The following is a 25,961-nucleotide window of genomic DNA, read 5'->3' on the forward strand; positions in this document are numbered from 1 at the left end:
TCATCGCGGGCAAGCCTTGCTCCCACAAGAAATGGTGAACTCAAACCAGGTGCAACGCCGTCAGCAACATATCGATCGCCTTGATCCCCACGAACGGCACCACAATCCCGCCCAGGCCATAGATCAACAGGTTGCGCCGCAACAGCGCCGCCGCGCTCGCCGCCTGCACCCGTACACCGCGCAGGGCCAACGGGATCAGCACGACGATGATCAAGGCGTTGAAGACGATGGCCGACAGGATCGCGCTCTGCGGGCTGCTCAGGTGCATGACGTTCAACACGCCCAGTTGCGGATAAATCGAAGCGAACAGCGCCGGCAGGATGGCGAAGTACTTGGCCACGTCGTTGGCGATGGAAAAGGTGGTCAGCGCCCCACGAGTCACCAGCAATTCCTTGCCGATCTGCACCACATCCAGCAGCTTGGTCGGGTCGCTGTCGAGGTCGACCATGTTGGCCGCCTCACGCGCCGCCTGGGTGCCATCGTTCATCGCCATGCCGACGTCAGCCTGGGCCAGGGCCGGGGCATCGTTGGCACCGTCACCGCACATGGCCACCAGCCGACCGTCATTCTGCTCATGACGGATACGCGCCAGTTTCTTCTCTGGCGTGGCCTCAGCCAGCACATCGTCGACGCCCGCCTCGGCGGCAATCGCCGCAGCCGTCAGCGGGTTGTCGCCAGTCACCATCACCGTGCGGATCCCCAACTTGCGCAGCTCGGCAAAGCGTTCGCGAATCCCCGGCTTGACCACGTCCTTCAGATGGATCGCGCCCAACAGTTTGCCGTCGGCGCAGACCAACAATGGCGTACCACCGCTCTGGGCGATCTTGTCGACTTCCCGCGCCAGCGCCGAGGGCAACTCATTGCGCGCAAGGCCGATGAAACTGAGCAACGAATCCACGGCGCCTTTGCGGTACACATGTCCCTGGTAATCGACACCGGACAATCGGGTTTCGGCACTGAACGGCACGGCCACCAACGAGTCCTTGCCGGGTTCGGGTTGCGCATGCAGGCCCCGCAGATACTCGACAATCGACTTGCCCTCGGCCGTCTCATCGGCCAGCGAGGCGAACAAGGCGCCTTCGGCCAGTTGCTTGATGCTCACACCGGGAGCGGCGTGGATCGCAGCGCAACGACGATTGCCAAAGGTGATGGTGCCGGTCTTGTCCAGCATCAGCACATGCACGTCCCCCGCCGCCTCCACGGCACGGCCGGACTTGGCGATCACATTCAGGCGCACCAGCCGATCCATCCCGGCGATACCAATGGCCGACAACAACCCGCCAATGGTAGTCGGGATCAAGGTCACCAACAGCGCCACCAGAAACACCAGCGGCAAGTTACCGTTGGCGAAGTGGGCGAACGGTTGCAGCGTCACCACCACCAGCAGGAAGATCAGGGTCAGGCCGATCAGCAAGATGTCCAACGCGACTTCATTGGGCGTCTTCTGGCGCTTGGCGCCTTCGACCAAAGCGATCATGCGGTCCAGGGTGGACTCGCCAGGGTTGCTGGTAATGCGCACCAGCAACCAGTCGGAGACCAGGCGGGTGTTGCCGGTGACGGCAGAGCGGTCGCCACCGGATTCGCGGATGACCGGTGCCGATTCGCCGGTGATCGCCGCTTCGTTGACCGCCGCGATCCCCTCGATCACCTCACCGTCGCCCGGGATCATTTCCCCGGCCTCGACGCGCACCACGTCGCCCTTGCGCAGGCGGGTGGCAGGGACCACTTCAAAGCCACTGGCGGTCTTGCGCCGGGCACTCAGGCCTTCGCTACCAGCCTTGAGGCTATCGGCCCGGGCCTTGCCGCGACCTTCGGCCAAGGCTTCGGCGAAGTTGGCGAACAGCACCGTGAACCACAGCCAAAGGGCGATTTGCGCGGCCACGAACGTTGGCACGGCACTGTCGGGAATAAAGCACAACACAGTGGTGAGGATCGCAGTCAGTTCCACCACCAGCATTACCGGGGCGCGGTGCAACTGGCGCGGGTCGAGCTTGCGGAAAGCTTGCACCAACGCCGGCCGCCACAGGGCCGAAATGGCGGTTTTAGATTGCTCCGGCGCCTTGGCGACGGCGGCTTTGCTCATCGGCATATTCATCATCAGATCCTCAGAAGCCCATGCTCAGGTGTTCGGCAATCGGGCCCAGGGCCAGGGTCGGCAGGAAGGTCAGGCCGCCCACCAGCAGGATGGTCACGGTCAGCAACGTCACGAACAGCGGACCGTGGGTCGGAAAGCTGTTCTGGCCGATCGGCGCGGTTCGCTTCAGCGCCAGGCTACCGGCCAATGCCAGCACCGGCAGGATGTAGCCGAACCGCCCGATCAGCATGCCCAGGCCCAACATGAGGTTATGAAACGGCGTGTTGGCACCGAACCCACCGAATGCCGAGCCGTTGTTGGCTCCCGCCGAGGTATAGGCGTAGAGCAACTGGCTGAAGCCGTGGGCGCCAGGGTTGCTGACGGCGCTCGCAGGGCCTGGCAGGCTCGCGGCGACGGCGCCCAGCACCAGCACACTCACCGGCATCACCAGCAAGGTCACCACCAGCAGTTGCACTTCCCGGGCACCGAGCTTCTTGCCCAGGTACTCCGGGGTCCGGCCGATCATCAGGCCGGCCAGGAACACCGCGATCAGCACGTTCAGCAGCATCCCGTAGAGCCCGGCCCCGACGCCGCCGAAGATCACTTCGCCGACCATCATGTTCACCAGCGAGACCATGCCACTGAGGGGGTTGAGACTGTCGTGCATAGCATTGACCGAGCCGTTGGACGCCGCCGTGGTGGTCACCGACCACAGCACCGTGGCGGTGGTACCAAAGCGTGCTTCCTTACCCTCCAACGGGGCGGTTTGCTCCACCGCGGCGTTGTTCAGCGCAGGATTGGGCTGATACTCGGCCCACAGCGAAGTGGCGCCGCCAATCAGGAACAGCGCGAGCATGCAGGCGATGATCGCCCGACTCTGGCGCAGGTCCTTGACGTAATGGCCGAAGGTGAACACCAGCGCGGCGGGGATCAGGATGATCGACGCGAGCTCAAACAGATTGCTCCAGGCCGTCGGGTTCTCAAACGGATGCGCCGAGTTGACGCCGAAGAAACCGCCGCCGTTGGTGCCCAGTTGCTTGATCGCGATCTGGCTGGCGGCCGGGCCCAATGGGATCACCTGGTCGGCGCCCTGCATCGTAATCCCGTGCACATAATGCGCGAAGGTCTGCGGTACACCCTGCCACACCAGGAACAACGCCAGCAGCAGGCACAGCGGCAATAATCCGTAGAGGGTCGCACGGGTCATGTCGACCCAGAAGTTGCCCAGCGTCTGGGTCGTCTTGCGCCCGATCCCGCGACACAGCGCCACCAGCACCGCCAGGCCCGTCGCCGCGCTGACGAAGTTCTGCACGGTCAGGCCAACCATCTGGCTCAGGTAGCTCAGGGACGCTTCGCCGCTGTAGGACTGCCAGTTGGTGTTGGTCATGAAACTGACGGCGGTGTTGAAGGCCTGGGTCCATTCCATGTTCGGCAATTGCTCGGTGTTAAGCGGCAAATAGCCTTGCAGCAGCAAAATCGCGAACAGCAACACAAACCCCGCCAGGTTGAAGGCAAGCAAGGCCAAGGTGTATTGCTGCCAGCTCTGCTCAACCGCAGGATCCACGCCAGCCAAGCGATAGCATCCACACTCCACTGGGCCGAGGACCGGCGAAAGCCAGGTACGCTGGCCTTCCATCACCCGGTAATAAAAACGCCCCAGAAACGGTGCCGGAATCAGCACCAGGGCGAAAAAGGCGAGGATCAACCCATAGTCATAACTGTGCATGGTCGCTCCTAGTTCCGATCCGCACGTAACAGCGCAACCAGTAGATAAATGAACAGCGCCACTGCCAGCAGCAGCGACACCCCGTCCAGAACACTCATGGGATTTCTCCGTGATACGGCGTCGTGCCGCGTGTGGAGTGATTGTCGGCAGGGAGGCTGTAAAGGAACGAGACCGAGGATGGGGTTGGGGGATAAAGAATCTGTAAAAAATCAGCTAGGAGTTGCCTGGGCAGGCCGTCAGATCGTCACCTGACGCAGGCTCGCGATGAGGCTTCTTCAGAAATTACCGCTCTAAACTGGGGCACAAAATCCAGGAATCCGATAGGAACATCCCCGAAACGACAAGATTTCACCCATTACGACCGCCCCCACCACACTGGCACGCCCACTGCACTCCCCTGCCCTAGCACTTTTGCCAAACATCAAGGGGACGCCAGCGATGAACACACAACTCAAACCCACCCTCGGCACCCTGCATTTATGGGGCATTGCCGTCGGCCTGGTGATTTCCGGCGAGTATTTCGGCTGGAGCTACGGCTGGGGCGTGGCTGGAACACTGGGGTTCCTGGTCACCTCATTCATGGTCGCGGCCATGTACACCTGCTTTATCTTCAGCTTCACCGAATTGACCACCGCCATCCCCCACGCCGGCGGCCCGTTCGCCTATAGCCGCCGGGCCTTTGGCGAGAAAGGCGGGTTAATTGCCGGACTGGCCACCTTGATCGAATTCGTCTTCGCGCCGCCCGCCATCGCCTTGGCCATCGGCGCCTACCTGAACGTGCAATTCCCGGCACTCGACCCGAAACACGCCGCCGTCGGTGCCTACCTCGTATTCATGGGCTTGAACATCCTCGGAGTGAAGTTGGCCGCGACCTTCGAGCTGATTGTCTGCATATTGGCTGTGTTCGAACTGCTGGTGTTCATGGGCGTCGTCGCCCCGGCGTTCAGCTTCAGCCACTTTGCCTTGAACGGCTGGGCCGGCTCCGATGCCTTCGGCGCTCCGGCCATCGCCGGCATGTTCGCCGCGATTCCCTTCGCTATCTGGTTCTTCCTGGCCATCGAAGGCGCAGCCATGGCGGCCGAAGAAGCCAAGGACCCGAAACGCACGATTCCCAAGGCCTACATCAGCGGCATCCTGACCCTGGTGTTCCTGGCCATGGGCGTGATGTTCCTGGCCGGCGGCGTCGGCGATTGGCGCACCCTGTCGAACATCAACGATCCGCTGCCCCAAGCCATGAAAACCGTGGTCGGCGAAAGCTCCGGCTGGCTGCACATGCTGGTGTGGATCGGCCTGTTCGGCCTGGTGGCCAGTTTCCACGGCATCATCCTCGGCTACTCGCGCCAGTTCTTCGCCCTGGCCCGCGCCGGCTACCTGCCCGCCTCCCTGGCAAAACTGTCCCGCTTCCAGACCCCGCACCGAGCCATCCTCGCCGGTGGCGTGATCGGCATCACGGCAATCTACAGCGACGGCCTGATCAACCTCGGCGGCATGACGTTGACCGCTGCGATGATCACCATGGCCGTGTTCGGCGCCATCGTCATGTACATCATGAGCATGCTCAGCCTGTTCAAACTGCGTAAAACCGAACCCAACCTGGAACGCACCTTCCGCGCCCCCGGCTATCCGCTCGTACCGGGAATCGCCCTGTTGCTGGCCGTGGTGTGCCTGGTGGCGATGGCCTGGTTCAACGCGCTGATCGGGCTCATCTTCCTCGGCTTCATGGTGCTGGGCTTCCTGTATTTCCTGCTCACCGCGCAATTGCGCGCCGACGCCCCGACCGATGCAATGTTGACCGGGCTGTGAGGTGAACCCGGCGCAACGGGCGTAATATGGAACCACTGCGAACGACCTTCGCTCATAAGTGGTAGGTGCGATGGATCAATTCATCCATCGCACCCTCGAGGAGAGCCCTATGCCCTGGTATGCCTGGTTGATCCTGATCGTTGCCATCGGCTCGATCGTTGGTAGCTTGATGCTGCTGCGCGACACCGCCAACAAGGTCGAGCTGACGGATGAACAACGCAAGCGTGTGGCCGAGCGCAATGCGGAAATGGATGCGAAGGAAGCCAAGGATCGCTGATTAGCATTCCGCTTTTGTGGCGAGGGAGTTCCCTCGCCACAAAAGCCTCGCGCATTGCGCGTGTTACTTCTCCCAATCCGCCTTCGCAATATGCAACCCATGCAGCCCCTTGTATGCCGCTCGCTCCGGCTGGCTCCAGCCCTGCAGCAACGAATCCTCCAACCGATAAATCTCCACCCCCAACGGACGACAAACGCTAAGAGGGTCCTGCGCATCCGGGCCCCACATCGCCAGCGACAAATCACCACCAGGACACGTGGACAAGGCGCACAACAGATCGATCTCGGCAAAGAATTCCAGGTAATCCCCCTTCTGCGCCGGACAGGCCTTCATGAAGTACATGTCGTCGTGGTTCAGGCCCGTGCACTGGAAAATATTCAACACGTCATGCACGTCAAACTCCGTCAGGCCGTGGGGCAGCACCGCACGGGTCAGGTTCGAGTGGCAGTGATGATGGAAGTCCTCCCCAGTCAGCATCTTGTTCACATACGGATCACAACGCGTCCCCAGTAGATCGTGCAAGCGTCCCCCGTGCTCGTCGATACCATAGCCGACCAGGCTGTCATCGGTGATAGTCACCAACGGCCGCAGAAATGGCAGGTTCGACCACAACCGATCATGGGTGCTGACATGGGCGCCCTGAAGCTGACGCGTGCGCGCCGCCCACAGGCGTTCGCGCGGATCGTTGGCATTCCACACATTGAAATCCCCAACCTGCGGGCCTACAGGGGTGGTGACGCGGAATACATGACCGGCCGGTACATGCCAGGCGCGACCCGTGCGGATCGGTACCTCGAACTGTTCGATCAGGGTGCGCTTGTCTTGCTGGGTGCGGATGCGGTCATAGAAAGGTTTGTCCACCTGCAGGGCTGAACCTTTGCTGACTTGGTAGGCGGCTGGGTAGTCTTTGTACATGACGCGGGTCCTCGATCAGCGATGATTGGTGGGTGCACAACTCGAATATGATGGGGTCAGCAAGCGTTCACAATTCATACCGCGTTGGGATTGCTCAACGATCACATAACCACGTTCTGTGCCAAGCGAATATCAGGGAGACGGCTCGTAATCGACCCTCGGTCGTCATCCCGACTTTTTCACCTGCCAGAATTGAAAAAGGCCGGTCATGCGACCGGCCTTCCGCCATACCTCAGTTCACTTCCAGCTTGTCACGGTTCCTGTCCAGGATTGCCTTGCCAATGCCCTTGACCTCCAGCAACTCCTCTACCGACGAGAAAGGGCCATTAGTTTCACGATATGCAACAATCGCATCAGCCTTGGCCTTGCCGACTCCCGCCAACTCCCGTTGCAGCGTAGCGGCATCCGCCTCGTTGAGATCCACTTTGACAGCGTGGGACTTCACCAGCTCTTCCGAGGCCTGCGGCGCAGCCATCGTCCCTGGCGTAGCCACCGGCGCCGCAATGCTAGCGATAGAAGCGCTGGTCAGAAGGGCAAAGACCAGCGAATAGAAGTAGCTTGTACGCATAAGTGACGCTCCATGACATCGTTAAGAAAGAAGCAGCTTTTCCGAAGCTGCTCCTCAAACTTAGGCGATGGTGGATGGCTGTCAAAAATGTGTACGTTACGAGGTGTGTAACAATCAGGGTTCGAGGCGACGTTGCTGGTAGATCCAGTCGACGATTTCGCCATCCGGGGAATAGCCACTGACGGTATCGCGAAGCAGCTGGCGAACGCGGGTGTAGTCGTCGCTCTCAATGGCCGCCAACAGATCCATCAGCCTGGCCTTGAGAACATCCCAAGGCAGGTAGTCCTCATTGGCGCTCATGATCATCGGGTGCTGGGTTGCTACGACGTTGTCGCCTATCAGCAATTCTTCGTAAAGCTTCTCGCCGGGACGCAGACCCGTGAATTTGATTGAAATATCACCTTGAGGGTTCCTCTCCGAGCGGACACTCAAACCAGACAGATGAATCATTTTCTCCGCCAGTTCGACAATTCTTACTGGCTCACCCATATCCAGAACGAACACATCGCCACCTAACCCCATGGAGCCGGCCTGAATCACCAGCTGTGCGGCCTCGGGAATGGTCATGAAATAACGCGTGATCTTCGGGTGTGTAACGGTCAACGGCCCGCCGGATTTGATTTGTCTATGGAACAAGGGAATAACCGAACCGGACGATCCCAACACGTTACCGAATCGGACCATGGTAAAACGAGTTTTATTGACCCGAGATACATTGGCATTATCGCCGAATAATACGGGCGCCAGTTCACGACTGAGGGCCTGCAATGTCAGTTCCGCGAGCCGCTTGGTGCTGCCCATCACATTGGTGGGGCGTACGGCTTTATCAGTGGAGATCAAGACGAAGTTCGATACACCTGCCTGTAATGCAGCCTGAGCGGTGTTGAGCGTCCCGATCACATTGTTCAGGACACCCTCGGCAATATTGTGCTCGACCATAGGCACATGCTTATAAGCCGCAGCGTGATAGACCGTATCGACATTCCAGGTCTTCATCACATCCAACAACTTGGCCTGATCCCGTACCGAACCTAATATGGGCAGTAAACGAACAGACAAGGACTCCCGCGTAGTCCGTGGTTCAAGTTCGGACAAAATGCTGTAAAGATTGAACTCGCTGTGTTCATACAACAAAAGCGTGGTGGGCTTGAGCGCCAGGATCTGCCGACAGAGTTCCGAGCCGATTGACCCGCCTGCTCCGGTGACCAGAACCGACTGCCCGGTGATGCAATGCTCGAGCAAATCAGGTTGCGCAGGTACCGGATCACGCCCGAGCAAGTCCGCAATATCTACTTCCTGGATGTCATCAACCTTGACCCGGCCACTGGCCAGGTCCATGAAACCCGGGACGCTGCGTACATGCAGCGGGAACCTCTCAAGCAAGGTCAGGATCTCTCGGCGACGACCTCTGGACGAGGAAGGTATTGCCAGTAAGATCTCCTGCGCACCTGTTGTATCGATCATCTTTTGAATCTGCTTGGGCTCGTAGACCTGAAGTCCAGCGATGACGCGATCTGCGATGCTGCTGTCATCGTCAATGAATGCGACCGGTCGCATTGCCCGCCCCATTCGCAGGGCAGCCACCAATTGGTTTCCAGCAGCTCCAGCGCCATAAATAGCAACCTTGGGCAAGCCATCGTCACGGTTGGCAAACGGGACATGTTGGGCAGCGGCGAACCAGTCTCCCAAGAAATACTGCCGCATCATCAGACGAAGGCCGCCAATCATGATCAAGCTCAACCACCAGTAGTTGAAGATGATCGAGCGAGGTACAACCGTTTTATGGTTGCTGTACCAATACACCACCAGGGCCAGCAGCAAGGCAGAGAGGCTGACCGCTTTACAGATGGCAATCAACGCGTCGTTACCGAAATAACGCATGACGGCGCGGTACATGCCAAAGCGTATGAAAATCGGAATGGCGACCAGCGGGGCGGATGCGAAAAGCCAAAGATGCGTTTCGACCGGAGTGGCCAGTGCCTCGATTCCGAGACGAACGACAAACGCGAGCCATAGCGCGACCCAGACCAGAATGACGTCTGTAGCTACCTGAATCGCCCGCTTGTGGCGCCTTGGCAATCCCAGCAACGCTGTTCTTAATTTACCCATAAATCCTTCGTGCACCTCGGCCAACTCCTAACCCAATCCGATCCTGATAGGCGCGGCCCCGTCATCGACCTTTGGACAACCGATAAACAAAAACGCGAATTTTTACCTTTAAATCAGGCCTTCCCAAGCTCGCCAGCATGAAATCTGACGGCCAGCGGTAGCAAAGGCACATAGACAACGATGAATGCAAGCCAGAGGGCAAGCCATACCAGCCCCTTCCTATTCCACGCATTCGTCCTGCCTGGGCGGTGTAACCTGACCAAAGGCAGAGAAGTTCGAACTTGGGCGGTATCACATGTTTTCATACGCTAGATACCATCCAGGATTTCATTTTCCAGCGGCGTCGTGCATGACCATTGTCAACACTTCGCAAGTCTTGGCCATTTCGGCGTCCGTCAGCGTTGGATGAACCAAGAACATCAGGCTTGTTTCTCCAAGTCGCGCAGCCACTGGCAAGCTCTCCTCGGGTCGCCACGGCGTGTTATCGAAAGCCTTCTCCAGGTAGACCTCTGAGCATGAGCCCGAAAAGCAAGGCACGCCGCGGGCGACGATCTCGTTAAGAATCCGGTCCCGATCCCACCCATCTGCGAGTTGATCCGACTCTACGAAGACATAACACTTATACGCTGCATGCACGCTGTCACTGGGAATCTCAGGAACACGCAAGCCTTGCAAAGCCTTGGCGCAATCCCAGATACGGCGAGCGTTAGCCAACCGCGACTGGTGCCACTGAGGCATCCGTTTCAGCTGAATCCTGCCAATCCCGCCTTGTACCTCCAGCATTCTCCAGTTGGTGCCGAAGCTCTCGTGCAGCCAACGAAATCCTGGGGCATGCTGTCGCTCATACACGGCTTCCCAGCTCTTCCCATGATCCTTGAACGACCACATTTTGGCCCAAAGTTCACGATCATTCGTCGTAACCATGCCACCTTCACCGGCAGTAGTCATAATCTTGTCCTGACAGAACGACCAAGCACCGATATGACCTATCGAGCCGATCGCCTTGCCCTTGTATCGGGCACCATGCGCCTGCGCACAGTCTTCAATTACTCGGATCCCGTGCTCAGTCGCCAGCGCCATGATGGGGTCCATATCACAAGGCCATCCGGCAAGGTGAACGCAAATGATGGCTTTGGTACGAGGAGACAGGACTGCCTTGATGGTTGACGCATCAATATTCTGCGAATCTGCATTTACATCCGCGAATACAGGGATGGCGCCAGCGTTAACGATGCTGGAAACAGAGGCTAAAAAGGTTCGGGAAGTTACAATCACTTCATCACCAGCACCAATATCCAGCGCGTGCAATGCCAAGTCGAGAGCTACCGTACCATTGGCCAGTGCGACTGCATAATCAGTCTCGGCCCAATCGGCAAACTCTCGCTCAAATTGGCGGCACTCCTGCCCGGTCCAATAGTTTACTTTGTTGGACAGAATGATGTCGCGAGCGCAGTTTGCCTCCTCTTCAGAGAAAGATGGCCACGGAGAAAAGGGGGTATTCAGCATTGAACTAATCCTGATTCGTCAAACTGGCAAGAACGCATACGGCTACAAAACACAGTCTACCGTCGCATGGCCAAAATTAGTGGAATTGTTTTAAAACCCGCGCCGGAACGCCAACCACTGTCATACCTTCTGCCACATCTGTCACGACAGCAGCCCCAGCCCCCACTACCCCGGCAGCACCGATGGTTAGCATTTGCTTTACGCACGCGCCGATGCCTACCCATGTGCGATCGCCTGCCACGACCCCACCGGCAAGCCTAGCACCAGGGCTGATATGAACGAAATCACCTAGAACGCAGTCGTGATCGACACTACACCCAGTGTTCAAAATCCCGCCCAGCCCCACCCTGGCACCGGCATTGAGAACAGCTCCGGCAAATATCACGGTACCCGCTCCCACTGTCGCATGGCAGCTGACATAAGCGGCAGGATGGATCAGCGTTAGTAAAATAGCGCCATGCTGAATGAGTGCGGCCTGCTTGGCCTGGCGAACAGCATTATTACCAATAGCTACAATTACACCGTCAAACTCACGGACTCGCTCAAGCAACTGGTTGCAAGTACCAATCACAGCCCAAACGCCATTATTGGTGACGGAAGGCCATGCGTCATCGAAGAAAGTAATATCTCCCCACCCGCAATATTCAGCGGTATCGGCAACCACTTTCCCATGCCCACTTGCACCAAGGATTGCGAGCTTTTTCATTACTTGTTGCCCGTGAATTTTGACATAGTGGCCTCTCCGCTAGCGCTAATACCATCCTTCTTCACAACCTTCTTCACTGTCAAAGCGATGATCTTCAGATCTAGCCAAAAAGAGCGATTTTCCACATACCAGACATCCAGTTCGAATTTCTCCGGCCAGCTCAAAGCGTTTCGCCCATTGATCTGCGCCCAACCGGTAACACCTGGCCTTACCGTATGCCGAAGGTATTGTCGCTCGTTATAGAGCGGAAGATACTCCATCAACAGCGGTCTAGGCCCCACGAGGCTCATGTCGCCTTTAAGTACATTCCACAGCTCCGGCAATTCATCCAGGCTGCTGGAACGTAGGAAACTACCGAACGGCGTCATTCGCTGTGCATCGGGCAGCGGAACATTATTGTGATCGTAAGCATCACGCATGGTGCGGAATTTGATCATCTCAAAAGGCTTACCCTCACGTCCGGGGCGAGCCTGCCGGAATAACACGGGCCCTCCTAGCCTGCGCTTTATCAATAATGCCACGATCAATATGACCGGTGACAAAATGATCAAGCCCATAAGGGCTCCGGCGAAGTCAATGACTCTCTTCATCTGCCGGTCTCACAAGCTTCATTCAAACAACGCGCCAAGCTTCCTGCAAGCTTGTCGAAACCATGCTCGACTTCTACGTAATGTCTTCCCGCGTTCCCCATGGCCGCTCGCTCGGCACTCGTCAGGCTGGACAGCCTGACGACCGCGTCGGCTAGCGCCTTGGGATTACCTGGCTCGACCGTATATCCGGAACCGGAATCTTCGATGGGGTTGTTGCCCGCATCACAACAGAACAGAACCGGACGCTGGCCTGCCATGAAATCAAACAACTTATTTGAACTGATTCCGTATTTGAACACTGGAGCGTTAATCAGGTTGAAAACAAACGCGTCCGCCTGCGCGGCCAACGCCGGTATCTCACGCTTGGGAACAGGGTCTTCAAAACTGACGCGTTTGAGGCCCAGCTCTTCAGCCAAGGTAATCAATTCGGCCTTGCACGGGCCATTGCCAATAATCCGTAGCCGAACATGCGACATTTCGGGATTTTCTTCGATGATATGTTGCGCACGCAGAACATTATCCAATCCATTGGCTGGACCATGAGCTCCGAAATACATAAGCGTGAACTCACCTCCAGCCACCTTATCCTCCGGGCGAGGAAAGTCTTGGAGATCGACGCCGTTGGGAATCCAGGCGATCTTCTTCGCATCAATGCCCATAGGCACTATGTATTCATGCGCCTTAGGCAGCAGCACAACAATCCGCTTCGCACGCTTATAAAGCCACTTCTCCAACACGCGAAGCGTCCGAGCGATCATGCTGTTGCGTTCTAACCGCCCCATATCGATCAGCGTTTCCGGCCACAGATCCCGCACTTCGAAAACGAAAGGTACTCTATATCGCCACGCAAGCACTGCCCCAGCGGCTGCCGCAAACGGATGAACACTCGAGCCAATGATGACGTCGGGCTTCTTCAATGCAGTAAGCTTACCGGGCTTAACAACCTGCCAGGTGTACTCCAGCATATTCCGCATGCGCGCAGTACCGTTCCCCTCATATTCCGATGTTTTCAACCACAGGAAGGGAACGCCGCCATACTGATCAAGCCTGGCGGACTCCGAAATTGCAAGACGCTGCCGACCAGACTGGTGTTCCACACTGGCTGCGACAATCGAAGCCTCCCACCCATGCGCAGGCAAATTCTTCGCCAACTGGTAATGACGAGTACCGCCGGCCCCCCCTGGTTCCTGCGCGTAGTGGTTGAGGATCCAGACATTCTTCATTCAGCAAGGTCCTCGACAAGGCGGCATATGATCAGCTCTGCCGCGTTGCCTTGACCATATGGCTGCACTGCCTGACCTTTGCTACCCAAGGCTTGACGAACGGCAGTTGCCACTTCTTGCGAAGACTTCGGCGAAACCAATCGATTCCATCCAGCCTCGACCAATTCGACCCACTCGGTTTCATCTCGTAGCGTGACACATGGAACGCCGTAAAAGAATGCCTCTTTCTGAACACCCCCTGAATCAGTGGCGATGAGTGCTGCATGCTTCTCAAGCTGTACCATATCCAGATAACCGACTGGATCAATAAGGTGCAGGTTCTCAGGTATATCATCCAACTGCCCGCGCTTCTGCAGAACCGCCTTCGTCCGCGGATGCACTGGCCACACGATTGGCAAATCGGCAGACAGGTCGCGGAATGCTTCAACAATCGCGGTAAGCCGTGCGGGGTCATCGGTATTTTCAGCTCGATGAACTGTCGCAAGTACAAAACCCGCTTTCTTGAGGCCAAGCTTGGCCATCACACGTCCACTGGCGTCAACCCGCTCGCCATGAAACTTCGCAACATCATACATGACGTCTCCGACAGGAATGATGCTGGCTGTCCTCACGCCCTCTTCTTTCAGATGCTTCGCAGCGGTTGCGGTTGGAGTAAACATCCAACGTGAAACCCTGTCGGTCAAAATCCTATTTACCTCCTCAGGCATCGCCATGTTAAAAGAGCGCAGTCCGGCTTCAACATGGGCAACTGGGATATGCAACTTGACCGCAGCTAATGCACCAGCCAACGTGGAGTTAGTATCGCCGTACACCAATACTATATCAGGGCACTCTTGCAGCAGAACCTTCTCTACTTCAATTAACATCCTGCCAGTCATGTCACCATGACCCCCACCGTGGATATCTAATTGATAAGCTGGCGCACTCATACCCAGCTCCTCAAAAAAAACATCGGACATATTCGAATCGAAATGCTGCCCTGTATGAACAACAACTTCTTCGACCCCCGGCAAAGTGGAAATGAAGTGAGACACAACACTCGCCTTAATAAACTGAGGGCGAGCGCCCAAAACTGTTAAGATCTTCATTTCTTTACCTTCTTCGAAAGTTGTTCATAACAAGCCAAAAGCTTTTTTGACTCGATATCCCAATTGTACTGTACGCTTACTGCTTTCCGACCATTCTCACCAAGAAGACGCGCGCGCTCAGGGTCTTTGGCCAAGGCATCAATGGCATGAGCAATTGAGCGTGGATCCATTGGATCAACCAATATGCCACACTTACTGCCATCTATTATCTGGCGCCACAGAGGAAAGTCCGACGCAATTACAGGTATCCCTGCAGACATATACTCGAACATCTTATTAGGTTGGGCATCAATGTGATTGGGTAACGGATGAAAGGTTACCAGACCAGCCAAAGATCGAGACAGAACATCTCTTACCTGCGATCGCTCGAGTTGACCTAGCTGATTAACAGAGGCCCAACCTTCGAGTTCCTGCACCCGTTGTTCGACATGAGGCTCGCTGAAACGCCCAACCAGATTGAGACGCACGCCCTCTGAAACGTGCCTGAAGGCATCAACGACTTGTGAGATACCACGAATGTTTGCGATACCACCAACATAACATACTTCTTTTTTCTTTTCTTCCCAAGAGACAGCAGCATCCAACTCGCCAACCATCGGGAAGTTATTTATATCGATACTGGCCGGATTTATGCGTAAAAACTTATCGCGAATAAAAGGCGTCGCCGCAAAGATAAAATCCAAGTTACGACATGCAAAACGCTCATACACAAAAAAAGCAACAGATATGCACCTCATAAGAAACGGGTGCAAATAGGGTTTACTCAAAAGTTGCTTAGGAACATCTTCATGAGAATCAAAAACAACAACTTTCCCTGCTTTTTTCAATTTCACACCCACCGGAAGCAATTCTGGGTCATGAAACTGATATATATCCGCATTAAGTAACAGCGCTTTAGTAAAAACATCATCCGTAGTTTTGAACATCCGTTGCAGCCTGCCTTTAGGCTTACCGACATCCAATATCTGGATCCCGTTTACTTGTTCATCACCTTTACCATCTGCAACGATCAACGTGACATCATAACCTGCACTTGCAAGCGTACGACATTCTTTTTGAAAAATTCGAATATCGTATCGAGAATGCACCGACGTCAAGTGAACTACTTTCATCATATAAACCTATGCAAATGGCTCTCAGGAATAGATTCGAACTTTTCTACCCATCAGCTTCTGGAGCAATCCTTGCGCACGTTTAGCAAAACGTTGCAATCCATCCCAGTTCTTGAAGTCGGAGTAGTCGTGTATGGGCACATTCATCAGCTCGTCGAACTGAGATCGCGAAATCCTGATCTTCTTGCAGAAGTACTCGATATCAGCCTCTAATTCCTCAGTGTCGTAGAGTGGCTCGGCAAGCTTTATAAGAGCAGCTTCTCGGGTCAGTTGACCTGAAAGAATCATACTAGAGTAATGAAGCTTTCGTTTATCGTAACCAAATCTAGTTGGCAGATAATAATTCTGGAAGAGCTTGGTAAAAATAGATTCACCATGTTTACGAGCGTAAGAGCGATACCCTATTGTATCTCGCAAATAGACTTCCGCCTCGGCTTTATTATAGTTCATATAATTCAACGGACGAACAGTTCGCATACCCTTCACGAAGGGATACCAGAAATAATATTCAAAAAAACTAATAGTCTTATAATCATTCAACGCGCGCTCCCCATAAGCTTTATGTATTGCGCGCAAATTAATCGCATCCATAGCACTGCCGTGCCATGATTCTGGGAAAACCGCTTCGGTCGCCAGATTTCCGCCACTAAGAATGTATTTAATATTATTCTTAACTGCAAAATGATACATACTTGAAAAGAAGGCATGATCCTGGGGTACATCCTGATTCGCGACAGCTGCACGCATGTAAGCCAACTGCAGATCCCGAACCTCTTCCCAGTTCATAACATGGGTGTGCAAATCATAACCGCAATACTTGATTATTTTTTCAATATTACTAACCGCAAGTTCGCTATTCCACCCAGCATCGACATGCACTACAAGCGGACGCAAGCCATAGTCTTTGACCTTAAGAGCCAAATAGGAACTATCGACCCCCCCGCTCAAGCCAATAATACAATCATATTCCTTACCGGCACCGTCTTTTTTTATCTGAGCAACGATATTCTCGAGTCGTTGAACACCCGAGTCATCGGTAAATAGCTGCTGACTCTGAACGTCATCAAATTTGCGACAGTGATTGCAAACGCCATGATCGTCAAAAACGATTTGGGAGTCTGAAGTATCCATTACACACCGGGAGCACACTTGGGTCACTGCACACCTCAATAGAATTCATTAGTTACGGAGATCGCTTGATCGAATTTAACCCTATAGTATGATGCTTCGGGAATTTTCTCAAACGCTACGCTTCGGTCGTTGACAGGTAGGTGTGGAAGCTGCTTCCAGAATACCACATCACTTGAATACTCAAGCTCCAAACTGGCAACACCTGGAACATCGGCTCTCTTAACATCAATATTCAAAACTTATTTTTTCATTTCACTTTTTGGGATCAGGAGCTAGCCTGCGCAGCGTACCGGAGTTCCGGTAGAGGGATCACCATCAGAAAATTTTTCTAGTGAAACAAAGTAATCACACCTATCGACTATATATTTCTCCGGATTCGCCTTAAACACAGCCACTCCATCCAAGGCCATATTCGATTACTGCTATCAGAAAGCATGTAAAATTTAATATAGCGAGTGGTCACGAGATAAGTAAAAGGCACAACAAGCCGATAATCGGCCATTCGCGCTTGCAAAATTCCCGGGCGTATCGAAAGCGGTGAACGCATGAACACCGATTTCTTTTCCAAAAGCGCTACTAAAGAAAAAAACCAGCAACAACGAAATGTATTTCACTTATTTTCCTTGTTAATGTCTGGATAGCTGATCAAGACTGCCCTGTGTTTTCCGTGAAATACAAAAAGACTACCTGCCGACACAGCAGAAACTTCGCAGTGGTTGAATACAGCAAGCAAATCATCTGTAGAACCGGCACCACCGCAGGCCACGACGGGTACATGTACACTATTAACCACATTTGAAATCAGCGAAAGATCGTACCCCTTTTGTGTTCCGTCGCGGTCAATAGAATTCAGAAATATCTCTCCTACCCCAGCCTGTTCTAAAGCCTTCGCCCACTCCACTGGAGACTTCTTGATATCTCTGGACCCGTTGTGAGTGCAAACTGTATACCCACCAAAAAGTCCCTTTCTGCAGTCGATTGAACCCACTACGCTCTGCGAACCATATTGTGCTGCAATGTTGCTGATCAGAGATAGGCCATCTGCCGAAGCCGAATTTATAGCAACTTTTTCAACACCCAAAGCAAAAAGCTTTTGTGCGTGCTCTAACTTGGTGATACCTCCGCCATAACAAATTGGCATAAAGCACTCACCCGCAATCTCTGCCACAAGCTCAAAGTCCGGATCACGCTTCGCTTTCGTAGCGCTTATATCAAGAAGAACTAATTCATCAACTTCTTTTTCGTTGAAGATTCTAATAGCATTAATAGGATCTCCAACATATTTCGGCTCCTTAAATTTTACCGTTTTAACCAATCCACGATCTTGCAAAAGTAAACAAGGAATAACACGCTTCCTAATCATTGCTCGAGACCTACAAAGTTTTTAAAAAGTTGCATACCAAACTTGTGACTCTTTTCGGGATGAAATTGAAATCCGAATATATTTTCCCTCATCACCCCAGCAGTAAATTCCTGGCCATAGTTAGCAATCAATAAAGTATCGCTTTCGACCTTGGGCAGCATGTAATAGCTATGGACAAAATAGAATCGACTTTGTTCGTCTAGCCCATTCAAAATGGGATGATCCGCTCTAGGCTGTACATAGTTCCAGCCCATGTGTGGAACCTTGCGCCCTTCTCGTTTTTCGAAGCGCACAATATCCATATCAATCCAACCCAAACCTTTCTCCTGCCCTTCCTCGGAACCGCATCCCAGCATTTGCGAGCCTAAGCAGATACCCATGACAGGTTTGCGAACGGTTAATGCCTGTTCATTCAGTACATCGATCAAACCGCTTTCACGTAGACAGCGCATCCCGGCATCGAATGCTCCCACGCCAGGAAGGATTAGTTTTTCCGCTTTTTCCAAATCAATCGGTGAATTTGATGCTTTGGCTTTGGCGCCAACTTTTTTGAGCATATTGAGTACAGAAGCAATATTACCGACACCGTAATCAACAACGACGATCATTGCGAATCTCCTTTCGCCGAACGATAGGACATCCAAAAATATATCATATACATCACCGCATATCCGATTGAATAAGACCACAGAGCGGCATCAATTTCCGGGGAAAACATGAAGCATAGGCATGTAAACAAAAGCAAACTTACCTGCCACAACAAGTCCAGCTTCTGCTTTTGCGCAATATAAATTGTATAACTTAGCGGACTTACAACAAATCTCATGAAAAATAACGGAATCAGTAGCACCGCATAGCGTCCTGACTCTGTCCACTCTTGGCCAAATAGTAAGCCGAAGATCCATTCACCCACCAATGCAAAAATCCCGAACGGAACTATAGCAAGTGATACCAACACGAAGAACGTCCTCAAGAATACTCGATAACAATTCCCTTGCGTTCTAAAATCACGTGCTGCCTGTTCTTTGAAAACATCAAGCACCGAAGCTGCCAATAAAGAAATAGGCGCGCCCATCATTTTTAACGTCAACGCAAACCAACCTGCTGCCTCGCTTCCAAACCGGGCAGCAATGAATATAACCGGAAGCTGGCTCGCAGCGGTGTTCAAAAGATCAGCAGGAAGCGAGAACTTTGGAAAGTTCTTATGCCGATATGCCGCCTCCTTCACAGACAACCAGCCCGAGCTAATGCTGCCCCTCAGCCAGGCACTGTTAATCCAGAACAATGAAAGGCACGTCGCTGTAATGACCCCGATTACTTGGCCGTGAATCAAACCCGAAACGCCCTGAGAAAAATAGGCGGCAACGACTTGTGCAACCGCAATACACGCCGCCAGGCTGATTCGAGAAATGCCAAGCTTATTGAACGCTTGCTGATAGGTCAGCAACGACAATACGACCTTATTCATCCCTATGCCAAAAATCACAGCAACAATCGACACCCAGAATATAGAAATCACAGGCGGCAATTTATAGAAAATTCCATCCCACAATATAGCGGCACCGACGATCCCCAACGAGGTGAATACCGCAATCATGAAGATAAGTTTGAGTATCGCCTGAACTTCATACGCCTCACTGCAGTTAAAAATCGCCATTTCATAACGACCTGTAATAGCAACTGCAGCTATTGTAGCAAATGATAGCCAGACACTAAATTCACCGAGATCGGCAGGTGTGTAAAGGCGAACAAGAAGGAGCATGACCCCCATCGTGATGAGCTGAGCTCCAATCGTGCCCAGTAGGACACGAGCGATACGCCCAAAGAAACTAGCGCTCATTGAATTTACTTCTCCCTGGGGTAAAGGGCAAGGAGACAAGCACAATGAACCCTAGCATAAAGAACACACCGGACCCCATTAACACAGTCAAAAGCGATTGTTCCAAGATCTTTGTCGCAAAGAGAAGCGCAACAGGGATCGTGAGGAAGGCGACATAGCGCATGTACAATAAATTCAACAGCAGCACAACCCCGCTTACAAACAGGGATTCAACGGCGACCCCGACATATTTAGCCTGCAAATAAGCAATAGCAAAAAAATTTACGTTGGCATTCAAACTCGGATTATCGAAAATTTCTCGCCCAATTCGAAAAGTCAATGGCTCTGACTTCGCCCCCCCCACAACAGAACTAAGAAGGGTATCACTATAGAAATTATAACCAAACAATAAAACAAAATTATCCACAGCCCCTAACAACGTTGAGGGAACGATGAATGCACGACGCACGAGATAGTCATTCAGATATGAATAACCAAACAACTCAAATTCAAGCGCTCCAGCCAACAGAAATATAATTGCACCAGACAACAACCAATAAATTTTTACACTACCGTATCGCCTAAAGTACTGCATGAAAAGATAAATAAGCAATAGCACCATAAACGGATATTTTTGACCAAATGCACCCCACAACACAAAGGCATTTGCCAAACCTAGCAGCATGTATATACGCGATTTCTGGTAGACACCCCATGCAAAAAGCACAGGAAAAAATGCCTGCGTGCCTATGGATGCGAGATAACCTCCAGCCGAACCCGCTTGGAATACATCACGCGCCATGGCTCTTCGCACGTACTGATCAGAAAAGCTAAAAGAAAAATAACTTGCACTTTTTAAAAAAATAAAAACAAGCACTAAAATATTGGCAAATGCTAGAACTGCCAAACACTTTCGACTTACTACATTACTTTGCCTACTTTGACTTTCGTAAAATCTAATTTTATTCGCGAAAGCGATTATCATCACCCCAAACATCACACCCAGTGACACACCATCCCATGGCTTCGCATAGGGTGAAAAAATATTTGCGGCATTCAGAACAAGGGCATGGGGTACTACTACGAGAAAAAGTAGACTGACGATAAAATCTCCTGGCCGCTCCACGCGCGCCCCACACAGCAACGCACATATCGAAGCCAGAACTGCCAGGTAAACTATCAGCCCGAAATCGATATGTTTTGCCGCAGCCCCCATGGATTCATGAAGTACATAAACATAGCTATTGTTCACCCATACCAAGGTCAGAAAATAGATGAAAAACAGCAAAGCATTCGACAATATCGACCTATCGAGACGGGCTGATAAATACATAATATTATCCCGCAATAGCTGCAGCGATTTCCATTACAGACGCCTCATCCAAATATGGATGCATCGGTAGGCTCACCACTTGCGTTGCAACTTCATCACCAACCGGCAGAGATACCGAAGAATCAGCTACTGCGGGCTGTTTGTTAAGCGGAATTGGATAATGAACAGCAGTTGGGATCCCTGCTGCTTTCAATTTTTCCTGAACAGTGTCGCGATCTTGTACGCATATCGTATATTGAGCGTAGGCACTCACATTCTGTTCAGCGATGTATGGAATGCTGTTTACTCCTGCCGTATTCAACGCAACGTCATACCATTTAGCTACTTGCTGACGCAGCGCAATCTCCTCTTCGAAGATTTCAAGCTTAGGCAGCAGAATGGCCGCTTGCAGGGTATCCAGCCGGCTGTTCACCCCAACCCGGATGTGGTGATAACGGCGATCCTGGCCGTGCCGGGCAACCTGGCGAATAACGGTGGCCAACGCTTCATCATTGGTAAAGATCGCGCCGCCATCGCCATAGCAACCCAACGGCTTGCTAGGGAAGAAGCTGGTGCAGGAAACGGTCGTAAGGTTGCACGAGCGCTTGCCTTTGTACGAAGCACCAAAGCTTTGCGCTGCGTCCTCGATCACTGGAATGCCGTATTTGGCAGCAATAGCGTTGATCGCATCAAAGTCAGCACATTGCCCGTACAGCGATACTGGAATAATCGCCTTCGTACGTGGCGTAATCGCCGCTTCGAGCAACTGCGGATCAAGGTTGTAGGTACGTGGGTCGATGTCCACATATACAGGCTTGGCACCCAGCAGGGCGACTGTTTCGGCAGTGGCAATGTAGGTGAAGCCCGGAGTGATCACCTCGTCACCTGGACCAATGCCCAGGGCCATCTGCACGATCTGCAGAGCATCGGTGCCGTTGGCGCAACTGATGCAGAACTTGGCGCCGACAAAGGCGGCCAGGCGCTCCTCCAGTTCCTGCACTTCTGGACCGAGAATGTACTGGCCGTGGCTTAAGACACGTTGGATGCCGGCATCAATCTTGTCCTTGATACGTGCTTGCTGACTTTTCAGGTCAATGAATTCAATCATGCTCAGGCATCCATCTTGTTCAAAAGTTTTCCGTTCAGCACATAGCGCGCTCCCGTATGCGAGCAGAAGGCCTCGCCCTGCTCGTCCAACTGCAACTGCTCGCCAAATTCGCTCATCCAGCCAATCTGCCGTGCGGGCACACCCACCATCAATGCATAGGCAGGCACATCCTTGTTGATGACCGCGCCGGCACCGACGAAGGCATATTCACCAATGATAACGCCGCAGACGATGGTGCAATTGGCGCCAAGCGTCGCGCCCTTTTTTACCAGCGTATCGAGGTACTGGTCCTTGCGCTCTATCAGCGAACGCGGATTATAGACATTGGTGAAGACCATGCTGGGGCCACAGAACACCCCCTCCTCCAGCGTGACATTGTCGTATACCGAGACATTGTTCTGGATCTTGCAGCGGTCGCCGATCACGACCTTGTTCCCCACAAACACATTCTGGCCGAGAGAAACGCCGGCACCGATCCGGGCGCCCCCACAAACATGGACAAAGTGCCAGACACGGGAGTTTTCACCGATCTGCGCGCCCTCATCGACGATCGCGCTGGGGTGCTGATAGTAATTCATGGCATCAGACTCACATTGGACTGAGGTTGATCGAAAGCACGCTGCAATTGCTCGGCAGCATAGTGCCCATAACGACTTGCACCTACCTCGTTGAGGTGGTGGCTGTCACGGTAGATGAGCAAGCCTTGCTGATAAGGCGCAGTGACGAAGAAGCTGCTGTTGGAAAAGTCCAGGAAGCGCGCTCCTGGCGTGCGCTCGACAATGGTCTGAACTTGCTGGTTGGCAACCTGCCACTCGCGATTCAATGTCAATGGCGCCGGCAGGCCAATCTCGGTAAAGCGCCTTGCCCGTTGTACATCTGTTTCAAACATGGGTATCTGGGCAAGCACCACAATGAGTTTATGGGCTCCTGCAGTATCGACGAGAAACTCAGCAAACGCCTTGGCGAATGCTTGGCTCTGCATCTGGTACTGCCACATGCCTGCGATGATCACCCGCTCCACCTTCGGCAACTCACGGACGACGGCCTCGATCTGCGCGCGACAAGCTTTTTGCGCCCAGGCTGGCAGGCGTTCAAAGTCGAAACCAGGGATAGGCACGCAACTGCTGGCGGTGAGCACGCGGTAAGCGACGCCCTTCTCTTCCCCCACCCGGTCGAAGAAGTAGTTCAACTGGGCAGCATGGCTATCGCCAATTACCAGGACTGACACTTCGGCATCTGCCTTACCTCGCTTGCACGCCCCCACCTGGGTGCCATGGCAAATCAGTTCTGGTGCAGCATAACGGGTGAGCTCCACAGGCAACGGAGCGACCAGCGAAGCGTTCACACGTTGCCCACCCCATACCACCAGCACGACGACAGCACCGGCTACAGCCCACTTGGGCACCTGGCGCATCATGCCGGAAGCGTTTCTGGCGGGTGTTTCGACCAAGCGATAGGAAAGCCATGCCAGCAGTACAGAGCTGGCCACGAAAACCGGCAACCAGGCAGCCGTCAGCTCGTACTGCCCCGTGTAATAGCGAATGAACGCCAGCACCGGCCAATGCCACAGGTACAACGAGTAGGAAATGCCACCGATCCAGACCATGGGCCGAGTGGCCAGCAACGCGCTAACCGGACCACGTCGGGCGACGATGAGCAACCCTGCCGCGACACAAGGCAGGATAGACCAGAAGCCTGGGAAGTGTTGCTTATCGATAGCCAGCACCGCCCAAGCCAGCAGGATTGCGCCCAGTCCCCCGAACACGCTTGCAAGCAACATGGGTAGCTCACGCTGGCGCATCAGTAAGGCAACGATGGCACCGACCATGAACTCGGGAATCCGTGCCGACAGGGAAAAGTACATCCCATCTTGCGATTCGCCCAGCCCACGGTAACCACTCCAGGCAAACAGACTGGCGGCTAGCAAGGCAAACACCACGAGACGCCATTGCTTTGGCAAGCAAATGACCAGCACTGGGAAGAACAGATAGAACTGCATCTCGATGGCCAAGGACCAGGTATGCAGAAGCGGCAACTCATCGGCCCGCGGCGCGAAATAACTGCCGAAGCCAGCGAAGTACTGGTTGCTGGTAAACAGCGCCGAGGACTTCAGGCTGGCGAGGAAAAATGCAAAGTCATCAGGCACAAACAGAAACGCTGACAGCGCACACACTACCACCAGCATGACGAAATACGCCGGCAGAATGCGCTTGATGCGGCTGGCATAGAATGAAACGAGATCGACCTTGTCGCTTCGCTCGGTCAACAATGCCGTTATGATGAAGCCAGAGATGACAAAAAAGATGTCGACGCCAACATAGCCGGCTTTCAGCCAGCCACTATTGGCGTGATAAAGCATGACCGCTAGCACTGCGATTGCACGCAAGCCCTGAATATCGAAACGAATACTACGCGCGTGGCGCATCGCACCCGCTTTGTTTGGCTTGTTGAAATTATCGTTCGACACGTTGACTCGCGATCCTGCTTTAGAAACTTGAAAATGGGTGGCGCAAAGCCACCCGTATTGTCTCGCAGGTCAGCGAGAAAGGGCTTGGACGAACGGATGGGCTTCGTTGTCCGCAGCCACGACGATGGCCGCACTGCGAATGGTATTGACCGTCTCCACGCAATGGCGAGCATCCTCGATGCCATAGCCACGACCAGCCAGGATTTCCTCGTAGCTGGTGGTGTGCAGGTCAGTGAAGCCTTCGGAGAACTCCATTTCCTCGCCGTTGACGGTAATCGAACGGTAAGTTGGCTTCTTGCCCTTCACCGATTCCGGCAGGTCGTTGGCGTCGACCGACAGGAACCAGCGTACGCGCGCTTTCTCGTACTCCAGGTAGCCGGCCGCCTTGTGTTCGGAAGTGAAGTGCACAACGTTACGCTGCAGCTTGCCGAAGATGAAATGCAGCATGTCGTAGAAGTGCACGCCGATGTTGGTGGCTACGCCGAACGACTTGCGTGGATCACCTTTCCAGCTTTGCAGGTACCACTTGCCGCGGGAAGTGATGTAGGTCAGGTCGACTTCGTATTTGTGCGGATTGTTCTCGCGGGCGACCTTGTCCTTCAGGGCAATGATTGCCTGGTGATGGCGCAGTTGCAGGATGTTGAAAAGGCGCTTGCCAGTTTCCTGCTCGATCAGGGCTAACTGGTCCAGTTGCTGTGGGGTCGGCACCAGCGGTTTTTCGCAGATCACATCACAGCCCAGGCGCAGACCGGCGGCAATGTGTGGGTGGTGCAGGTAGTTGGGCGAGCAGATCGACACGTAATCCAAGGCGGTCGCTGGGTCGCGCTTGAGGCCGTGGGCGTGATCAAGGAAGAACTCGAACTCGGTGAAGAATTCGCTTTGCGGCGAAATGCTGTCGATGATGCCTACCGAGTCATTGATATCGTAGGCGGAGACCAGGCGGTTGCCCGTATCTTTAATGGCGCGCATATGCCGAGGGGCGATATAGCCTGCGGCGCCGATGAGAGCGAAGTTTTTCATGAGGTTTCCTTTGAAAACGAAGGAATCCGCCTGGCCTTGGGGCA

At 53.7% G+C, this 25,961-nt stretch carries 23 protein-coding genes; 2 read left to right on the plus strand and 21 right to left on the minus strand.

Annotation, left to right across the window (positions count from 1 at the left end):
* Positions 1–40 precede the first annotated feature (40 nt).
* Genes kdpB through kdpF form a run of 3 tightly spaced genes read right to left on the minus strand, consistent with a single transcriptional unit; the run spans position 41 to position 3,898 of the window.
* Positions 41–2,095 (minus strand): potassium-transporting ATPase subunit KdpB, encoded by a 2,055-nt coding sequence (gene kdpB, locus N4Q37_RS03030; RefSeq protein WP_260955204.1) that lies wholly within the window; start codon positions 2,093–2,095, stop codon positions 41–43.
* A 10-nt stretch (positions 2,096–2,105) separates the two neighbouring features.
* A complete protein-coding gene (gene kdpA, locus N4Q37_RS03035) occupies positions 2,106–3,800 on the minus strand; it encodes a potassium-transporting ATPase subunit KdpA (RefSeq protein WP_260955205.1) in 1,695 nt (564 codons plus the stop codon).
* A gap of 8 nt (positions 3,801–3,808) precedes the next feature.
* Positions 3,809–3,898, minus strand: a complete 90-nt coding sequence (kdpF, locus tag N4Q37_RS03040; protein ID WP_003218754.1) for a K(+)-transporting ATPase subunit F — start codon at positions 3,896–3,898, stop codon at positions 3,809–3,811.
* 340 nt (positions 3,899–4,238) lie between these two features.
* Here kdpF and eat point away from each other — a divergent pair, with 340 nt between their 5' ends.
* Positions 4,239–5,603: an ethanolamine permease gene (gene eat / locus N4Q37_RS03045; RefSeq protein ID WP_260955206.1), complete on the plus strand. Its 1,365-nt coding sequence runs from the start codon at positions 4,239–4,241 to the stop codon at positions 5,601–5,603.
* A gap of 109 nt (positions 5,604–5,712) precedes the next feature.
* Positions 5,713–5,880 (plus strand): DUF2897 family protein, encoded by a 168-nt coding sequence (locus N4Q37_RS03050; RefSeq protein ID WP_260955207.1) that lies wholly within the window; start codon positions 5,713–5,715, stop codon positions 5,878–5,880.
* Between the two features lie 63 nt (positions 5,881–5,943).
* Here N4Q37_RS03050 and N4Q37_RS03055 read toward each other — a convergent pair whose 3' ends face one another.
* The 18 genes from N4Q37_RS03055 to wbpB form a co-directional block, all read right to left on the minus strand.
* A complete protein-coding gene (locus N4Q37_RS03055) occupies positions 5,944–6,795 on the minus strand; it encodes an urea carboxylase-associated family protein (protein ID WP_260955208.1) in 852 nt (283 codons plus the stop codon).
* A gap of 232 nt (positions 6,796–7,027) precedes the next feature.
* Positions 7,028–7,363 carry a ComEA family DNA-binding protein gene (locus N4Q37_RS03060; RefSeq protein ID WP_260955209.1) on the minus strand — a complete coding sequence of 112 codons (336 nt, stop codon included), beginning with the start codon at positions 7,361–7,363 and terminating at the stop codon, positions 7,028–7,030.
* A 114-nt stretch (positions 7,364–7,477) separates the two neighbouring features.
* Positions 7,478–9,472 carry a polysaccharide biosynthesis protein gene (locus N4Q37_RS03065; protein ID WP_260955634.1) on the minus strand — a complete coding sequence of 665 codons (1,995 nt, stop codon included), beginning with the start codon at positions 9,470–9,472 and terminating at the stop codon, positions 7,478–7,480.
* Positions 9,473–9,799: 327 nt separating this feature from the next.
* Positions 9,800–10,978 carry a DegT/DnrJ/EryC1/StrS family aminotransferase gene (locus tag N4Q37_RS03070; protein ID WP_260955211.1) on the minus strand — a complete coding sequence of 393 codons (1,179 nt, stop codon included), beginning with the start codon at positions 10,976–10,978 and terminating at the stop codon, positions 9,800–9,802.
* 76 nt (positions 10,979–11,054) lie between these two features.
* Positions 11,055–11,684: an acetyltransferase gene (locus N4Q37_RS03075; protein WP_260955212.1), complete on the minus strand. Its 630-nt coding sequence runs from the start codon at positions 11,682–11,684 to the stop codon at positions 11,055–11,057.
* On the minus strand, positions 11,684–12,274 hold the full coding sequence (locus tag N4Q37_RS03080) for a sugar transferase (RefSeq protein ID WP_260955213.1): 591 nt from the start codon (positions 12,272–12,274) through the stop codon (positions 11,684–11,686). The genes N4Q37_RS03075 and N4Q37_RS03080 overlap by 1 nt, the downstream gene beginning before the upstream one ends.
* Positions 12,271–13,497: a glycosyltransferase family 4 protein gene (locus N4Q37_RS03085; RefSeq protein WP_260955214.1), complete on the minus strand. Its 1,227-nt coding sequence runs from the start codon at positions 13,495–13,497 to the stop codon at positions 12,271–12,273. The genes N4Q37_RS03080 and N4Q37_RS03085 overlap by 4 nt, the downstream gene beginning before the upstream one ends.
* Positions 13,494–14,585, minus strand: coding sequence for a non-hydrolyzing UDP-N-acetylglucosamine 2-epimerase (wecB, locus tag N4Q37_RS03090; RefSeq protein ID WP_260955215.1), 1,092 nt, complete (start codon positions 14,583–14,585; stop codon positions 13,494–13,496). Before wecB ends, N4Q37_RS03085 begins: the two co-directional genes overlap by 4 nt.
* On the minus strand, positions 14,582–15,697 hold the full coding sequence (locus N4Q37_RS03095) for a glycosyltransferase family 4 protein (protein ID WP_313958309.1): 1,116 nt from the start codon (positions 15,695–15,697) through the stop codon (positions 14,582–14,584). The genes wecB and N4Q37_RS03095 overlap by 4 nt, the downstream gene beginning before the upstream one ends.
* Before the next feature lie 24 nt (positions 15,698–15,721).
* Positions 15,722–16,855: an N-acetyl sugar amidotransferase gene (locus tag N4Q37_RS03100; protein WP_260955217.1), complete on the minus strand. Its 1,134-nt coding sequence runs from the start codon at positions 16,853–16,855 to the stop codon at positions 15,722–15,724.
* Positions 16,856–17,438: 583 nt separating this feature from the next.
* The gene (locus N4Q37_RS03105) at positions 17,439–18,191 is read right to left on the minus strand and encodes an AglZ/HisF2 family acetamidino modification protein (RefSeq protein WP_260955218.1); all 753 of its coding nucleotides are present in this window, start codon (positions 18,189–18,191) and stop codon (positions 17,439–17,441) included.
* Positions 18,188–18,799, minus strand: coding sequence for an imidazole glycerol phosphate synthase subunit HisH (hisH, locus tag N4Q37_RS03110; RefSeq protein ID WP_260955219.1), 612 nt, complete (start codon positions 18,797–18,799; stop codon positions 18,188–18,190). The genes N4Q37_RS03105 and hisH overlap by 4 nt, the downstream gene beginning before the upstream one ends.
* Positions 18,796–20,031, minus strand: a complete 1,236-nt coding sequence (locus N4Q37_RS03115; RefSeq protein ID WP_260955221.1) for an oligosaccharide flippase family protein — start codon at positions 20,029–20,031, stop codon at positions 18,796–18,798. Before N4Q37_RS03115 ends, hisH begins: the two co-directional genes overlap by 4 nt.
* Complete coding sequence (locus N4Q37_RS03120; protein ID WP_260955228.1) at positions 20,021–21,343, minus strand: hypothetical protein; 1,323 nt, start codon at positions 21,341–21,343, stop codon at positions 20,021–20,023. Before N4Q37_RS03120 ends, N4Q37_RS03115 begins: the two co-directional genes overlap by 11 nt.
* A gap of 4 nt (positions 21,344–21,347) precedes the next feature.
* Complete coding sequence (locus tag N4Q37_RS03125; protein WP_260955230.1) at positions 21,348–22,430, minus strand: DegT/DnrJ/EryC1/StrS family aminotransferase; 1,083 nt, start codon at positions 22,428–22,430, stop codon at positions 21,348–21,350.
* A 2-nt stretch (positions 22,431–22,432) separates the two neighbouring features.
* The gene (gene wbpD, locus N4Q37_RS03130) at positions 22,433–23,008 is read right to left on the minus strand and encodes a UDP-2-acetamido-3-amino-2,3-dideoxy-D-glucuronate N-acetyltransferase (RefSeq protein WP_260955232.1); all 576 of its coding nucleotides are present in this window, start codon (positions 23,006–23,008) and stop codon (positions 22,433–22,435) included.
* Positions 23,005–24,855, minus strand: a complete 1,851-nt coding sequence (locus tag N4Q37_RS03135) for an acyltransferase family protein (protein WP_260955636.1) — start codon at positions 24,853–24,855, stop codon at positions 23,005–23,007. The genes wbpD and N4Q37_RS03135 overlap by 4 nt, the downstream gene beginning before the upstream one ends.
* Before the next feature lie 111 nt (positions 24,856–24,966).
* Entirely contained in the window at positions 24,967–25,917 is a 951-nt protein-coding gene (wbpB, locus tag N4Q37_RS03140) for a UDP-N-acetyl-2-amino-2-deoxy-D-glucuronate oxidase (RefSeq protein WP_260955233.1), read from the minus strand.
* Positions 25,918–25,961: the final 44 nt, after the last annotated feature.

Origin of the sequence: Pseudomonas citri (assembly GCF_025336485.1) — a bacterium.
GTDB classification, from domain to species: Bacteria; Pseudomonadota; Gammaproteobacteria; order Pseudomonadales; family Pseudomonadaceae; genus Aquipseudomonas; species Aquipseudomonas citri.